Genomic DNA, 14,208 nt, shown 5'->3' on the forward strand with positions numbered 1-14,208 from the left:
TATATAGCGGCAAGGCGCGCGAAATGCGCTAGGCGCTTCACTTTATAGAAAGCATGTGCTTAATGGTTCGCATATGAAAACAAGTGAAGCCATTGTTACGCCGGCACGCCGGCTGGGTTGGAGGACATCACATGAGCCGTGATCCCCTAAGTCGTGACACGTTTACTAATGAAGCACTCGACACCGAAGAGTTCGAAAGCTTAGATGCCGTCAATGATGACCACTACGGTAAAAGTAAACCAAGTAAAGCGGACAGTTTGCGCGCGCGTCGCCAAGTGGAAGCGTGGTTAGAAGAACGCCGATTACAGCGCGCCATTGAAGATGACTGGGACGAAGAAGAGTAAGTCTGGAACGGTGCGGCCTTCTCAATAATGAGAGGGCTCAGCCTGCCAACTAGCAAGCAACCTAGCCTTTCCTGGCCCAGACCACTATCATCACTCCTTAACCAGTAGTTTGCTGCTGTCACTTTATTCCTTTCAACAACCTAACGGATCTCCATGGCGCAATACGTTTTCACCATGAATCGGGTTGGCAAAGTAGTGCCTCCCAAAAAGCAAATTCTCAAGGATATTTCGCTATCGTTTTTTCCTGGCGCCAAAATCGGCGTATTGGGTCTTAACGGTTCGGGTAAATCCACACTGCTGCGCATTATGGCCGGTGTCGATAAAGAGTTTGAAGGTGAAGCTCGTCCGATGCCTGGCATCAACATTGGCTACCTTCCCCAGGAGCCGGAGCTGGACGATGAGAAAAACGTCCGCGACACCGTGGAAGAAGCGCTAGGGGCGATTAAAGAAGCGCAAGAAAAATTAGATGCAGTGTACGCAGCCTATGCAGAACCAGACGCCGACTTCGATGCCCTAGCGAGCGAACAGGCACGGCTGGAAAACATTATCGAAGCGGCCGATGCGCATAACCTTGAGCGCAAGTTGGACGTGGCTGCCGAAGCGCTCCGCCTCCCCCCTTGGGATGCCAAAGTAGGTAATTTGTCAGGTGGTGAGCGCCGCCGTGTCGCGCTTTGCCGCTTGCTGCTCTCTAGCCCGGATATGCTGCTGCTGGATGAGCCTACCAACCACCTTGACGCAGAATCGGTGGCTTGGCTTGAGCGCTTCTTGCATGACTACAACGGCACGGTAGTGGCCATCACCCACGACCGTTACTTCCTGGATAACGTGGCTGGCTGGATTCTTGAGCTAGACCGTGGCCAAGGCATTCCGTTTGAAGGCAACTACTCCCAGTGGCTTGAGCAAAAAGACCAGCGCTTGAATCAAGAAGCCAAGCAGGAAGCCTCGCGCCAGAAGGCCATTAGGCATGAGCTTGAGTGGGTACGTAGTAATGCCAAAGGCCGCCAGGCGAAAAGCAAGGCCCGTTTGAATCGCTTTGAAGAGATGCAGTCCGGTGACTTCCAAAAGCGTAATGAAACCAATGAGATTTACATTCCGCCTGGCCCACGGCTCGGGGACAAGGTCATCGAGTTTCATAACGTCACCAAACGATTCGATGACAAACTGCTTTATCAGGATTTGTCTTTCACGATTCCTCCCGGCGCCATTGTCGGTATTGTCGGCGGCAACGGGGCAGGCAAATCGACCATGTTCCAGCTTATTACCGGCAAACAGCAACCGGATGCTGGCGAGGTGGTGATTGGTGAGACCGTCGATATCGCCTACGTTGAGCAGCTTCGCGACAACTTGGACGATAAGCAGACCGTCTGGGAGGCCGTCTCCGATGGTCAGGACATCCTTAACATTAATGGCTACGAAGTCTCTTCTCGTGCCTATGTGGGTCGCTTTAATTTTAAGGGTAACGACCAGCAGAAGCGCCTATCGGAGCTTTCCGGTGGTGAGCGCGGCCGCTTACAACTCGCCCAAACGCTCAAACAAGGCGCTAACGTTTTGCTCCTTGATGAGCCCTCTAACGACTTGGATATTGAAACCCTGCGGGCACTGGAAGACGCACTGCTGGCCTTCCCTGGCTGCGCCATGGTGATCTCTCACGATCGCTGGTTCCTGGACCGTATTGCTACGCATATTATGGCCTTCGAAGGTGATTCAGAAGTGGTGCTATTTGAGGGCAACTACGCAGAATACGAAGAAGACCATAAAAAGCGGGTCGGTACCGATACACCTAAGCGCATGAAGTACAAACGTATTGATGCCTAATAATTCGTTTCTATCTGCAATAGATGTTGAGAGTACAAGGCCCCGCTTAGCGGGGCCTTTTTCGTTTGCGATGGCGTTGTAGCAACGCTGCATTCATCAGGTACGTCGTGAATGTGTTTTATAGGTGATAAACGCTTTTAGTCATTGCTTTAGAGGCAAGACGCATTCCCCATTTCACCGGCGCTGGAAAGCGTGCGCCTCCCGACTCTAAGGCAAGATGCGCGTGATGCGCTTCATCAACCGCTATTTGACGCAGTATGGCACGTGAACGATTATCGCCTAGGGGAAGCGACTTTTGGTGTGCATCAAGTTGCTTCACAGACTGTTCTTCGGTCGCTGCTACGAAACCTAAGCTAACGCGATCGCTTACTGCACCCGTCGCGGCCCCGATGCTAAATGAAGCTACATAAAAGAATGGGTTTAAATAACTGACGCGGCTGTGCAACTGCTCCAGACGCTCGTCACACCATGCCTGATGATCGGTTTCCTCCAGCGCTGATTGTTCCATCTGCCTACGCGCATGAGGAAGCTTCGCTGTCATCCCCTGTCCTTGGTACAACGCCTGGAGACACACTTCACCGGTATGGTTAATGCGCATTACACCCGCTGCATGGCGGCGCTCTTGATCATCAAGCGCTCCATCGATCACACCTTCAGCAGGATTAGTGCGTTGCGAAGAGGCAGCATGCGGCATTAGCGTACGTAAAAGGGTATCAAATTGATGAATCATACGATCTGAACGACTCTGGTGACGATCCATGGCAACACTCCATTGTTTTACGATAGCGGGTTGCTTTGCTCAACCAGCGGGCCATGTAAAGGCGCGCCCACCCATTAAATGCATGTGGATATGGTAGACCGTTTGCCCGCCCATTTCGTTGCAGTTCATCACCACACGATAGCCATCTTCAGCAAAGCCTTGCTCGCGGGCAAGCTTGGCAGCGGTAAACTGCAGCCGCCCTACCGTGACGAGGTCGGTTTCATCGATATCATTGAGCGTCGCGATATGCTTTTTAGGAATGATCAACTGATGCGTCGGCGCTTGGGGGCCAATATCGTTAAATGCCAACACGTGGTCATCTTCGTAAACGATATCAGCGGGAATTTCACGCTTAATGATTTTGCAAAACAGGCAATCCATATAACTCTCCTTAACGGCTTTCAAGCAATGCTGGCCGTCACGATTAACGGAAGCGACGCTGCGCCAGTAAATGCCTAACCAAGGGAGCGAGTATTAGCTCCATTGCCAGCGACATCCTGGCGCCAGGTACCACCAATGTATGCGGGCGGGTCATAAACGAGTCTTTAATCATCGCCAGCAGCCAAGGGAAATCAACGGTGGAGGGGTCTCGAAAACGGATGACCACAAACGACTCTGCGTCAGTAGGGATATCTTGCACTTCAAAGGGGTTAGAAGTATCGACGGTAGGTACACGCTGAAAGTTAATGTGGGTACGCGAAAACTGCGGTTGAATATAGCGCACGTAGTCGTCCATCCGGCCCAAGATAGTGTCAATGACGGCTTCTTGTGAATAGCCACGTAGCTTGGTGTCACGGTCAATTTTTTGAATCCACTCTAGATTCATGGTCGGTGCTACGCCTACCAACAGATCCACATGACGAGCAATATCGTACTCTTCAGTGACCAACCCACCGTGCAAGCCTTCATAAAATAGCAAGTCTGTTCCACAGGGCAGTGATTGCCATTCGGTGAAAGTGCCTACTCGGTAACCCGCTTCAATTTTCTGCTTATCTTCGGCGTGAATATAATGCCGAAAAGTACCCGAACCATGTTCGCCATACTCGCTGAACAGACCTTCCAGACGATCCAGCAAGTTAGCTTCAACCGCAAAATGAGAAAGCTCATCTTTTCGCTCAGGTTCTTCACGGAAGATACGGTGCAAATCATCGCGGGTGTAGCGGTGAAAGGCATCGCCATCAACCACGGCCGCATGCACATCTTCACGCAGAAACATCCGCTCAAAGCTGCGCCGAACGGTGGTAGTACCCGCACCTGAAGAGCCGGTCACCGCAATAATCGGATACTCCCGCGACATCAGCCATTCCTCGCGTGGGCAAGCGCTTGTTTAACCTGTTCAGGCACCTCAACCGGGCGCCCAGTAGCGACATTGACCAGTAGTTGGTTGACCCGTGCTGTTGCCACTATCTGCTGAGAATCGACTTGGTAAATACGCTGGTAAATCGTCAACGCTTTACCCTGGGGCTCAGGCACGGCAGTCGCAATCATTAATGCGTCAGGCCAGCGTGCTTCATGTTGATACTGTACCGCGAGATCAGCGACAACCGAAGGATACCCATGAATATCCCACTCTGGCAGATCCAGCGCTGCAAAGGCTTGAATTCGCGCCTCATGCAGTAAAGATACCAATGCATCATGCCCCAAGTGGCGCCCGTAATTCATATCGGTTACCCGCACTGTCAAAGGATGCCGATGAATAACCGCTTCCGCGGGAAAGTCCAGCGTGACACGCTCCATGTCTGTTTCCTCGTCAGTGGATTAGGAAGCCTCTGATTAATCGGGTATCCGTTTAGTATTTACCTTCAGTGTCAGTCAGGCTTACCTATTTCTTAGCGGGCATTTCTTCGCGGGCGATCGCCCTGAAAGCGATATCACGGCGAAATTCGACTCCTTCCCAGTGAATAGCATTAGCCCCTTGGTACGCTTGTTGCTGTGCCTCCGAGACGCTGTTGCCCAATGCCGTCACGCATAGTACGCGACCGCCAGCTGTCGTGACCTCACCTTGAGCATTTTGCGCGGTGCCTGCGTGAAACACCTTACAGCCCGCTTGCTCAGCATCTGCTAAGCCGTGAATGACATCGCCTTTACGGTAACTGCCAGGATAGCCACCTGCGGCCAGTACGACACCCACTGCAGCGCGAGAATCCCAATCACAACGCTGCCCGGCCAACCGGCCCTCCGCGCCCGCTAAGCAAAGCTTTGCAAAGTCAGAGGCCAAACGGAGCATAATCGGCTGCGTTTCAGGATCACCAAAACGGCAGTTGTACTCAATAACGCGGGGGTTACCTGCCGCATCAATCATCAAACCTGCGTACAAGAACCCAGTATAAGCATTGCCCTCAGCGGCCATGCCCCGCACGGTAGGCAAAATCACCTGTTCCATAATACGCGCGTCAACCTCAGGGGTTACCACCGGCGCTGGCGAATAGGCGCCCATACCACCGGTATTCGGGCCCGTATCACCATCGTAGGCGCGCTTATGATCCTGGCTGGTGGCCATGGGTAAAACATTCTCACCGTCCACCATGACAATAAAGCTCGCCTCCTCCCCTTCCAGGAACTCTTCAATCACCACGCGAGCGCCCGCACCACCAAACGCATTGGCTTCAAGCATGTCACGAATTGCGGCCTCGGCTTCGGCTTCGCTAAGCGCCACAATGACGCCTTTGCCAGCGGCCAAGCCATCCGCCTTAATCACAATGGGGGCACCCATTTTGCGCAGGTAGGCAAGCGCAGGGTCCACCTCGGTAAACGTCTGATAGTCAGCAGAAGGAATGTCATGGCGAGCCAGGAAATCCTTAGTAAACGATTTTGAACCTTCTAACTGAGCGGCCGCCTGAGTAGGACCGAAAATCGTTAAACCTGCCGCTTGGAAACGGTCGACAACGCCCTCAACCAAAGGCGCTTCAGGGCCTACCACGGTGAGACCAATCTGCTCATCGCGCGCAAAGGCCAGCAGACTGTCTAGATCCGTTGCGGCAATCGCCACGTTCGTTAACTTAGGCTCCGTTGCGGTACCAGCATTCCCAGGGGCGACAAACACCTGCTCAACCTGATCCGATTGCGCCAATTTCCAAGCCAGAGCATGTTCACGACCACCGCCGCCTATCATCAAAACCTTCATGTGCATCCTTCTCAAACGGGAGAGCGTTATCGGCGGCATTATGCCACAGCACGGCAACGAGTGGGCTCAAGAGGAGGGCTTGTTATCATTGTGGGTGTCACTGCTATCTCCCTCAGGCTGCTCCGCATCGCCAGGCTCGTCGGTTTGGCCGGGCTGATTCAAGGTGTTTTGCCAAAAGCGCATGTTCTCTTCGGCTAGTTCGCGCATAAACTCCAACGGTGTGTTACGCATCGCCTGCTTCCACTGGCTTTGTAGGCGTTTTTGCTGCTCTAACATCAGTTGCGTGCCCTGCTCTAGATAACGCGACAGCGGCAACGGTGATGTCATATCGTAAACACGAATTAACTGTGCCAACAGATCGTTAGAAAACACTTCCGCCTCGCTGTCCGCCTGCTCCTGCTCGATAATGATGGAAAGCAAAATAGTGCGCGTCAGATCTTCTCCGCTTTTGGCATCTTCCACCCGAAACGGCTCTTCTTCGATGATTAAATGACGTAGATCCTCCAGCGTGACATAACGACTTTGCTGAGTATCGTACAACCTTCGGTTAGCATACTTGCGAATAACGCGCACGGCGCATCTCCTTAAACGCGATAGGGGGTTTTATTCCCGTTACTGGTATTGTGCCTGCACCACGCGCCCATGCAAGCCACCTTGATATATTGATAAGCGCACTAAGCCTATTCTGTGACCAATAGACCATCACTATGAATTTGATACTACTCGACTCTAACGATCTTACCGACGACGGCTACGTCTGCATCACCGACCCACGTCGACTGTCACATCTGCGCGACGTCCATCGTTCAACCCCAGGCGATCTTCTGACGGTGGGTGTACAGGGTGGCAACATGGGCAAAGCACTGTTAAAAGAGCTCACCGCGGAACGCGCGTATTTCAAGTTAGAAACCCTTGACGAGCCACCGCCTCCACCGTTACCCGTGCATCTAGTTTTGGCCCTGCCCCGCCCACGGATGCTAGCGCGCACCCTAGAGCACGTAACCGCATTGGGCGTAAAAGAGATTACCCTGCTGCATACCAAACGGGTAGAAAAAAGCTACTGGCAGTCCCCTGAATTACGCACTGATAAAATTCACCAGCACCTACTCTTAGGCTTGGAGCAAGCGCGCGACACACAGCTACCTACTGTCACTTTGAGTAAAGGCTTCCGTCCCTTTTTTGAGCAGCAATTACCCGGTTTACTTAGCCAACGAAGAGGCCTGCTCGCCCACCCTGGCATGCCAAATGCCTGCCCAAGAAATATCAATGAACCTACTTTATTACTGGTAGGCCCAGAGGGAGGCTTTATTAGCTGGGAAGTTGAGCAACTGCTTGCGGCTGGCTGCGAGGGAATGCATCTTGGCCCGCGCATTTTACGTGTCGAAACAGCCGTGACCGCGCTACTGTCACGGCTGTTTTAAGCGGCAATTAAGACTGGTTATCTTCGGGGTCATGGGGAACAACGTCAGCGTTTTCCCCACATGCTGGTTCTTGCAAGAAGGTGTTACGCACATCGAGCAAGCCTAAATGACTAATCGTGCGGCGACCTAGCAGTAACGGATAATTCATTTCTTCACGATCACGCAGGCTGAACTGTTCTTCGTAAATAGTATCCCCCATACAGACTTCCAACAGCACGACTGGGCGCTCATCGCGCCCCCCAGCGCCACGCACGGCAAGCTCACGGTAGAGGGGACGCTCAATTTGATCGCTAAACACATCACCACTCGCCTGATCTTCAAGCTTCAGACGAAAGCGCACCCACTCTTGATCATCTTTTTCAAAAAGCTCAATATTCCGCGCATCGAGCGAAGAGGTTAAGGCCCCACTATCGAGTTTGGCTTTTACCTCGATATCCCAGGGCTGTAGCGTTGCTTTTTCAACCCAGCCGAAGACTTGTTCGTCATCAGCCATCGTCACAGAGGCTGAGAGCAGCCCCCCCATCAACATACCGCCAAACAACAGCTTATCCATTAATTGCATAGCATCATCCTTGGTCCATTTAAATCACTTCACAATCATTACTTACTGGAAACGGCTGCGTAATCGTTCAAGCAACGCTTGTGTCGCAAATCCATCTGGTATTAACCCTTGATCACGCTGAAAGTTCCGTAAACCTTGCCGCGTATTGGGCCCCATGACGCCATCAGCGCCACCTACCGAGTAACCGGCCCGGTTTAACGCCCGCTGAAGCTCTTGAACATCATCACGGGTGAGTGGCGCTTGATCCCGCGGCCAGCCGTGCTGAATACCATCTCGTCCGGCAATCGCATCCCCGAGCGTTGCCACGGCCAACGCATAACTGGTGGCATTGTTATAGCGTAGGATCGCGCGAAAGTTAGCGCCGACTAAAAAAGCGGGACCATCAGCGCCAGCCGGAATGACGATGGCAGCGCTATCGAAGTCCGGCAACTCACCCTGTTGCGCCTGAACGCCCTGAGAACGCCATTCGGCGGTGCTGCGTCGCTCGGTTTGGGCATAATCGAAGCCTTCAGGCAAACGCACCTCAACCCCCCAAGGCTGGCCTGTTTGCCAACCGGCTCGGTCAAGATAGTTAGCTGTTGATGCCATGACGTCGGGGATGCTGCCCCAGATATCACGACGGCCATCGCCATCGCCATCTACGGCATAGGCTTCAAAGCTGCTCGGGATAAACTGGGTATGGCCCATAGCCCCCGCCCAGGACCCTTTCATCTGCTCAGCAGCGATATCTCCCTCGTCGATGATACGTAACGCAGCGAGCAACTCACCACGAGCAAAATCACGGCGCCGACCATCATAAGCCAGCGTGGCAAGGGACTCTAACGTCGAAAAATCACCGAAATTACTGCCGTAGTTACTTTCAATGCCCCAAATGGCAACAATAATTTCGGCAGGCACGCCAAAACGCTGCTGCATCTGCTGTGCGGTATCGCGGTGCTCAGCCAATTTCTCACGGCCGGTATTAATACGTGTGGACGAAACCGCGGTATCAAGGTACTCCCAGATAGGTCGCACGAATTCAGGCTGATAGCCATCGAGCTCAATGACACGCTCACGATAGCGTACGCCATCCAGCGCTTCACTCAGGGTCGCTTCGCTGATTCCCTGATCCGCTGCATACTGACGAAATTGTTGAAGCCATTCCTGAAAATTAGCATAGCTAACGTCGGTGGCCGCCTGAGTATCTACTTCTGACATTAATTGAGCGTTTGCTAGCGCTACGCTTCCTGCAAAAGACGTGCTTAACGCTGCTATTAATGAGAAACACATAATGGGGCGACAGCGCCGCCCAACCGATAAATTACCAACCATTATTTATATCCTTAGGCAGTCCTTGGCATGCCCGGGATGATGGCCTAGAAAAGTCGTAGATACCAGCCCTCACGGCTGTTCAGTGTTGGCAATTAACCTATTGCGCTATCCAACCCGAGCGTCGGGCTTGATATTCCTATCGCTTAGAGAGGAATCAACCATCGCTCCCACTGCTTAGGCTCGACACAAGGCGCCTCAAACGCCAAAGGATAGGCTCGCCAAGGCTGGTGACGCTTTGCACCATAGGGAAGATTGGCGAGCGGCTTCAGCCAGTGAGCAACATAAAGCCCCTTGGGATCGTAGTGGCTCGCCTGCTTTAGCACATTCAAATAACGGTCCTGACGTGGGTCGCGCCCTATCCCAGCAATATAGCGCCAATTGCCCCAGTTAGTCGCAACATCGTAGTCAATCAAGCAGTGCTCAAACCATAGAGCGCCCAACCGCCAATCTACTTTTAGATCGTTAACCAAAAAGCTGGCCACGTTCTGCCGGGCGCGATTGGAAAGCCAACCCGTATAGCGAAGTTCCAGCATTGCCGCATCGACAAACGGCAACCCGGTAGTGCCATTGCGCCAAGCATTGAAAGCGGCACATGGCTTGGCAGGCTGTCTAGAGCCAAACATTTTCGGCCCTTCCAATTCGGCAGCGCGGATAAAATACTCCCGCCAAAGTAGTTCGAACGTAATCCAATAGCTCGATTCGCTGCTGCCATACTCCGCTTCCCAAGCCTTCACCGCATCATTGACTTGGCGTGCCGACAGGCAGCCACGGGCAAGCCAGGGAGAAACACGGGTTGAAAAATTAGCGCCCAGTAGACCATTGCGGGTTTTTTTATAAGTTGCCGCTCCCTGTATACGCCACAAGTAGTCGTTCAGGCGCGCATGTGCCGCTGATTCACCGCCTCTATACACGTAACCCTGGCGGTTATCTGGCTGCCAGGTAGCGCTCTGTTCGCATACGGCTTTTAGGGGAGGAAAACCTCTTGGCGCATCAGGCCAAGGGGGCAGCGTTATAGGAGCACAGCGACTGCTGGGCACCGTGCATGCTTGCTCAACGCTGCGTCTAAAAGCAGAAAAGCTTTCAGGCAACGCCTCACGCTCAAAAGGTAACGATTGACGGGCCAACAGCCGTCCACCCTCCATGCATTCAAATGTCGTTTGACTGGGCAGACCTTGGGAAACCCTCTGAATATTAGCATTTTCTTCAACGCCAGCATGCTCGGCAACACGTACTTGTCGTGCATTAAGCGAATCCGCCAGCTCAATCACAACGTCACTGGGCTTGCCAATCCGTACTAGCAAGTCACTGCCACGCTGCAATAGCTCGCCGCGCAATTCCATCAAGCTTTGCCATAAAAAGCGTAAGCGTGCGGGCCCAATACGCGGTGTCAGCTCACCGTCAATTAATGGCGCAAACCACTGCTCATCGACAACGTAAAGGCACAGCAGGTGGCTAGGGGGAACAGCGAAGTGTAAAAGAGGATTATCAGCAATACGCAGATCGTCTTGTAGCCACACTATGTTAATCATGCTGTTCATGCTCGTGCCTCCTTAGGGCGCTTTAATACTCGCTACTTTTATGCTCCCTACATGGGTTTCCAGCACAATAAACATGAACTATCCACTTTATGCCGTACAATTATTGTACATTATTTAAGCCAATTACTTGTACAACAATCTCGGGTTTTCTTAACCGTCAGGCATGAAAAAGCCACCCGTAGGTGGCTCAATAATGGTTAATCTCACTATCTTCGCTGTGTCTCGCTTTTTCTAGCTGATCCTAATCGGGATCTGTCTCCCTTGGCTGACGCTTGGCGTTTTCTTGGGTTTCCAGGCCACTCTTTAGTTCATGGGTTAACGGATCGTAATTAGGTCGCAACTCATCCTTCACCGTGCCGCTCCATAGTTTTGAGCCTACAAAGTAACCGGCTCGACCAATGACATGCGCAGCCACCGGTGCGGTCATCAAAATAAAAACAATGATGGCAAATGACCGGGCGACAATGCCCACTTCAGCAAAATGCATAGCAGCCGCCAACATAATCAAGATGACGCCTAACGCCGCAGCCTTGGTGGTCGCATGCATGCGGGTTAACAAGTCAGGCAACCGCAGCAGCCCTATCGAGGCAAGCAATATAAACAGAGCACCGCCGATGATTAACGTGCCTTTTATAAAGTCAATCATCGCGCGGGCCTCCTCTTTCCAAAAAGCGTGCAAATGCAATCGCCGCCAAGAACCCCATCAAAGCGATCACAATAGCGGCATCCAGAAAACTAGCAACGTCTGACTTAATCGCGTATACACCCACTAATCCCACCACAGTGGTAGAAAAGAGCTCTAAAGCAACCACACGGTCAGGTAAGCTGGGGCCGCGCACCACACGAACAAAAGTAAGAATAAGCGCCAAACTCATGATGACTTGGCTTATTAAAATGACGATATCCATTAACGAAACAACTCCAAAGCCCTGTGTTCCATCTCTTTTAAGTTGCTCCGCAGTTCCTCTTCATTGTCTAAAAACATTGCATGAATATACAAGACCTTACGGTCATCAGACACATCCAAACTCAGCGTGCCGGGTGTCAATGAAATCAGGTTAGCCACCAGGGTAATTTCCATTTCAGTGCGGGCAGAAAGTGGCATAGCAATCACACCAGGTTTCATATGCCAAGGCGGGGTTACTATATCGAAGGCCACACGTAAGTTGGCTTGGATTAATTCTTTAAGAAAAAAACCGATAAAGCCGATGAAGCGGGGTATTCGCGCTGGGTAGCCCTTCAAAGAATCGAGTTGAGGTTCAATCAATACCAGCGTGAAATAGCCAAATATTAACCCGACAAGGAGATTCAAGCCGCTAAAATCACCGCTTAAGAATACCCATGCAAGCCCTAGCAACAGATTCCAAATTGCACCGGTCATGGCGTCATCTCCCCGGCTTCAACTTCGGGTTCTTCATCTGCAGTAGCAGCGGCGGGTTCCAGTAGCACCTCGTCAGCACTCGCTGAAGCACCCAGAACGGCTTCTACATACCCAGAAGGCTCATGCAATTGTTCCCCAATAGCCATCATCACCCACATGATAGGCTCGGCGAGCACTCCAATCATTAAAGAACAGAGGGCCAACACCATCACCGGCAAATACATCATCCACAGGCTTGGCTTTAACAGCCGCCCATCGTCACCCAGCGGCGTGGCGGTTTCAGGCACTTGGTTATCTTCAGGGAGAGATTTCCAAAACACCTCATTCCAGATTTTCACCATGGAATAGAGCGTCATAAACCCAACAGCCAGCGCGATACCGGTCACAACATAGGCTTCAATTTCTAAACCGGCACGCACAATCACAAATTTGGCAAAAAAGCCTGATAACGGCGGCACACCCGCCAGTGAAAAGGCAGACACGAAGAACGCAACGGCGAGCCAAGGGCGCTCCCGATACAACCCTCCCATTTTTTTAAGTTGATAGGTGCCCTGCAGACGATGGGTGATACCACTAATGAGGAAGAGGTTGGTCTTCACCACCATGTTATGGACGATCGCAAACACGCCACCGGCTATCGCTAAGGGGGTGTATAATGCCAGCCCCAAGATCATGTAGCCAATCTGGCTGACAATGTGAAATGACAAAATGCGCCTGAACTCATACTGAGCTGCCGCGCCTAAAACACCCGTTACCATGGTAAAAACCGCGCCCCAGAGCATAATATCCTGAAGATAGCCCATGGTTTGATCGAAGATTAATGTGAAGACGCGGAACATTGCATAAACGCCTACCTTGGTGAGAAGCCCGGCAAATAAGGCTGAAACTGCCACCGGTGGCGTGTGATAAGAGGCTGGCAGCCAAAAGAACAACGGAAAAGCCGCTGCTTTAATCCCGAAAGCGACCATAAACATGACCGCTAACACTTCAACCATGCCAGTGTGTTCCGCCTCATCAATGCGTAATGCTATATCCGCCATGTTGAGCGTCCCTACCATCCCGTAGAGCAGTCCCACAGCCGACAAGAAAATGACCGATGCCAGCAAATTCAAGGTAACGTACTTAATCGCGCCTTCCATTTGTGCGCGCTCACCGCCCAGAATCAGCAGCGCAAACGAAGCCACCAGCATCACCTCAAACCATACATAAAGGTTAAAGATATCGCCGGTTAGAAACGCCCCCATCACCCCGGCAAGCAGCAGGTGCATCAACGGATAATAACCAAATTTTTCATGGCCACGGCCAGTCGTCGCCAACGAGTAAATCCCCATTGCCAAGCCGATAATCGCGGTCATTAATACCATCACCGCACTCAGCAAGTCGGCAATTAAGGTAATCCCAAACGGGGCTGGCCAACTGCCCATTTGCATAGTGACGTAGCCATCCGACAGGGTCGAGACAAACAACCACAAGCTGACAATTAATAACGCAATATTGCCCGCCACAGCCACAAAGCGCTGCATAGGCCGTGAGCGCCAAAACAATAACGAGATGGCTCCTGACAGCAACGGTAAGAGGACGGGAAGAGCGACTTCAGGCCTCACGTGTCCGTATCCTTCATCTTATCGAGATCATCGGCTTTAACGACTTCGTAGGCGCGTCGAATCAATACCACCGCAAACGCAAGCACCCCAAAGGCAATCACGATCGCCGTTAGCACTACCGCTTGGGGTAAGGGGTCGGCGACACCGCTAGGTGGCTGCATCATGCCTTCTGCAATCAACGGCGGTGCTCCCCGCGTCATACCCGCCGTGGTAAATATCAGCAAATTGGCGGCGTTAGAGAGCAGCATCAAACCAATGACCAGTTTGACAATGGAGCGACGCAGCATCATGAAAATAGCCGTCGCATACAGCAGGCCAATGGCCAATGCCATTAATGGTTCCATACGA

At 52.2% G+C, this 14,208-nt stretch carries 17 protein-coding genes; 3 read left to right on the forward strand and 14 right to left on the reverse strand.

Annotation, left to right across the window (positions count from 1 at the left end; all coding sequences use genetic code 11):
• Window positions 1–131 precede the first annotated feature (131 nt).
• Window positions 132–344, forward strand: coding sequence for a PA3496 family putative envelope integrity protein (locus ACUVOF_RS20515; protein WP_447046108.1), 213 nt, complete (start codon window positions 132–134; stop codon window positions 342–344).
• Window positions 345–497: 153 nt separating this feature from the next.
• On the forward strand, window positions 498–2,159 hold the full coding sequence (gene ettA, locus ACUVOF_RS20520) for an energy-dependent translational throttle protein EttA (protein ID WP_447046109.1): 1,662 nt from the start codon (window positions 498–500) through the stop codon (window positions 2,157–2,159).
• A 118-nt stretch (window positions 2,160–2,277) separates the two neighbouring features.
• Here ettA and coq7 read toward each other — a convergent pair whose 3' ends face one another.
• From coq7 to phaR, 6 genes are all read right to left on the reverse strand, one after another.
• Complete coding sequence (gene coq7 / locus ACUVOF_RS20525; RefSeq protein WP_447046110.1) at window positions 2,278–2,919, reverse strand: 2-polyprenyl-3-methyl-6-methoxy-1,4-benzoquinone monooxygenase; 642 nt, start codon at window positions 2,917–2,919, stop codon at window positions 2,278–2,280.
• Window positions 2,920–2,958: 39 nt separating this feature from the next.
• Window positions 2,959–3,300, reverse strand: coding sequence for a histidine triad nucleotide-binding protein (locus ACUVOF_RS20530; protein WP_447046111.1), 342 nt, complete (start codon window positions 3,298–3,300; stop codon window positions 2,959–2,961).
• A gap of 43 nt (window positions 3,301–3,343) precedes the next feature.
• Window positions 3,344–4,216, reverse strand: a complete 873-nt coding sequence (locus ACUVOF_RS20535; protein ID WP_008959627.1) for a phosphoribulokinase — start codon at window positions 4,214–4,216, stop codon at window positions 3,344–3,346.
• Complete coding sequence (locus ACUVOF_RS20540) at window positions 4,216–4,656, reverse strand: acyl-CoA thioesterase (protein WP_447046112.1); 441 nt, start codon at window positions 4,654–4,656, stop codon at window positions 4,216–4,218. The genes ACUVOF_RS20535 and ACUVOF_RS20540 overlap by 1 nt, the downstream gene beginning before the upstream one ends.
• Window positions 4,657–4,741: 85 nt before the next feature.
• Window positions 4,742–6,043, reverse strand: a complete 1,302-nt coding sequence (gene purD, locus ACUVOF_RS20545; protein WP_447046113.1) for a phosphoribosylamine--glycine ligase — start codon at window positions 6,041–6,043, stop codon at window positions 4,742–4,744.
• A 66-nt stretch (window positions 6,044–6,109) separates the two neighbouring features.
• Window positions 6,110–6,616, reverse strand: coding sequence for a polyhydroxyalkanoate synthesis repressor PhaR (phaR, locus tag ACUVOF_RS20550; protein ID WP_447046114.1), 507 nt, complete (start codon window positions 6,614–6,616; stop codon window positions 6,110–6,112).
• A gap of 134 nt (window positions 6,617–6,750) precedes the next feature.
• Between phaR and ACUVOF_RS20555 the strand changes: the two genes are divergently transcribed.
• The gene (locus ACUVOF_RS20555; RefSeq protein ID WP_447046115.1) at window positions 6,751–7,464 is read left to right on the forward strand and encodes a 16S rRNA (uracil(1498)-N(3))-methyltransferase; all 714 of its coding nucleotides are present in this window, start codon (window positions 6,751–6,753) and stop codon (window positions 7,462–7,464) included.
• Window positions 7,465–7,471: 7 nt separating this feature from the next.
• Here ACUVOF_RS20555 and rloA3 read toward each other — a convergent pair whose 3' ends face one another.
• The 8 genes from rloA3 to ACUVOF_RS20595 all read right to left on the reverse strand — a co-directional run bounded on the left by rloA3 (window position 7,472) and on the right by ACUVOF_RS20595 (window position 14,204).
• Window positions 7,472–8,026 carry a retropepsin-like aspartic peptidase RloA3 gene (rloA3, locus tag ACUVOF_RS20560; protein WP_447046116.1) on the reverse strand — a complete coding sequence of 185 codons (555 nt, stop codon included), beginning with the start codon at window positions 8,024–8,026 and terminating at the stop codon, window positions 7,472–7,474.
• 42 nt (window positions 8,027–8,068) lie between these two features.
• The gene (locus ACUVOF_RS20565; protein ID WP_447046117.1) at window positions 8,069–9,337 is read right to left on the reverse strand and encodes a lytic murein transglycosylase; all 1,269 of its coding nucleotides are present in this window, start codon (window positions 9,335–9,337) and stop codon (window positions 8,069–8,071) included.
• Window positions 9,338–9,480: 143 nt separating this feature from the next.
• Window positions 9,481–10,875, reverse strand: a complete 1,395-nt coding sequence (locus ACUVOF_RS20570) for a DASH family cryptochrome (RefSeq protein ID WP_447046118.1) — start codon at window positions 10,873–10,875, stop codon at window positions 9,481–9,483.
• 241 nt (window positions 10,876–11,116) lie between these two features.
• Window positions 11,117–11,521, reverse strand: a complete 405-nt coding sequence (mnhG, locus tag ACUVOF_RS20575) for a monovalent cation/H(+) antiporter subunit G (RefSeq protein WP_113270049.1) — start codon at window positions 11,519–11,521, stop codon at window positions 11,117–11,119.
• On the reverse strand, window positions 11,514–11,783 hold the full coding sequence (locus tag ACUVOF_RS20580) for a monovalent cation/H+ antiporter complex subunit F (protein WP_113270048.1): 270 nt from the start codon (window positions 11,781–11,783) through the stop codon (window positions 11,514–11,516). Before ACUVOF_RS20580 ends, mnhG begins: the two co-directional genes overlap by 8 nt.
• Window positions 11,783–12,256, reverse strand: coding sequence for a Na+/H+ antiporter subunit E (locus ACUVOF_RS20585; protein ID WP_447046119.1), 474 nt, complete (start codon window positions 12,254–12,256; stop codon window positions 11,783–11,785). Before ACUVOF_RS20585 ends, ACUVOF_RS20580 begins: the two co-directional genes overlap by 1 nt.
• Window positions 12,253–13,860: a Na+/H+ antiporter subunit D gene (locus ACUVOF_RS20590; RefSeq protein ID WP_447046120.1), complete on the reverse strand. Its 1,608-nt coding sequence runs from the start codon at window positions 13,858–13,860 to the stop codon at window positions 12,253–12,255. Before ACUVOF_RS20590 ends, ACUVOF_RS20585 begins: the two co-directional genes overlap by 4 nt.
• Window positions 13,857–14,204: a Na+/H+ antiporter subunit C gene (locus ACUVOF_RS20595; protein WP_113270045.1), complete on the reverse strand. Its 348-nt coding sequence runs from the start codon at window positions 14,202–14,204 to the stop codon at window positions 13,857–13,859. The genes ACUVOF_RS20590 and ACUVOF_RS20595 overlap by 4 nt, the downstream gene beginning before the upstream one ends.
• Window positions 14,205–14,208 lie beyond the last annotated feature (4 nt).

It is taken from the genome of Vreelandella sp. H-I2, assembly GCF_052959335.1.

Excerpts from the sequence above, each read along its gene's own strand:
- ettA (WP_447046109.1), top strand. The coding sequence starts at position 498 with ATGGCGCAATACGTTTTCACCATGAATCGGGTTGGCAAAGTAGTGCCT.
- ACUVOF_RS20595 (WP_113270045.1), bottom strand. The coding sequence starts at position 14,204 with ATGGAACCATTAATGGCATTGGCCATTGGCCTGCTGTATGCGACGGCT.
- ACUVOF_RS20565 (WP_447046117.1), bottom strand. The coding sequence starts at position 9,337 with ATGGTTGGTAATTTATCGGTTGGGCGGCGCTGTCGCCCCATTATGTGT.
- ACUVOF_RS20555 (WP_447046115.1), top strand. The coding sequence starts at position 6,751 with ATGAATTTGATACTACTCGACTCTAACGATCTTACCGACGACGGCTAC.
- ACUVOF_RS20570 (WP_447046118.1), bottom strand. The coding sequence starts at position 10,875 with ATGAACAGCATGATTAACATAGTGTGGCTACAAGACGATCTGCGTATT.
- rloA3 (WP_447046116.1), bottom strand. The coding sequence starts at position 8,026 with ATGCAATTAATGGATAAGCTGTTGTTTGGCGGTATGTTGATGGGGGGG.
- coq7 (WP_447046110.1), bottom strand. The coding sequence starts at position 2,919 with ATGGATCGTCACCAGAGTCGTTCAGATCGTATGATTCATCAATTTGAT.
- ACUVOF_RS20580 (WP_113270048.1), bottom strand. The coding sequence starts at position 11,783 with ATGGATATCGTCATTTTAATAAGCCAAGTCATCATGAGTTTGGCGCTT.
- ACUVOF_RS20585 (WP_447046119.1), bottom strand. The coding sequence starts at position 12,256 with ATGACCGGTGCAATTTGGAATCTGTTGCTAGGGCTTGCATGGGTATTC.
- mnhG (WP_113270049.1), bottom strand. The coding sequence starts at position 11,521 with ATGATTGACTTTATAAAAGGCACGTTAATCATCGGCGGTGCTCTGTTT.
- purD (WP_447046113.1), bottom strand. The coding sequence starts at position 6,043 with ATGAAGGTTTTGATGATAGGCGGCGGTGGTCGTGAACATGCTCTGGCT.
- ACUVOF_RS20540 (WP_447046112.1), bottom strand. The coding sequence starts at position 4,656 with ATGGAGCGTGTCACGCTGGACTTTCCCGCGGAAGCGGTTATTCATCGG.
- ACUVOF_RS20530 (WP_447046111.1), bottom strand. The coding sequence starts at position 3,300 with ATGGATTGCCTGTTTTGCAAAATCATTAAGCGTGAAATTCCCGCTGAT.
- ACUVOF_RS20535 (WP_008959627.1), bottom strand. The coding sequence starts at position 4,216 with ATGTCGCGGGAGTATCCGATTATTGCGGTGACCGGCTCTTCAGGTGCG.
- ACUVOF_RS20515 (WP_447046108.1), top strand. The coding sequence starts at position 132 with ATGAGCCGTGATCCCCTAAGTCGTGACACGTTTACTAATGAAGCACTC.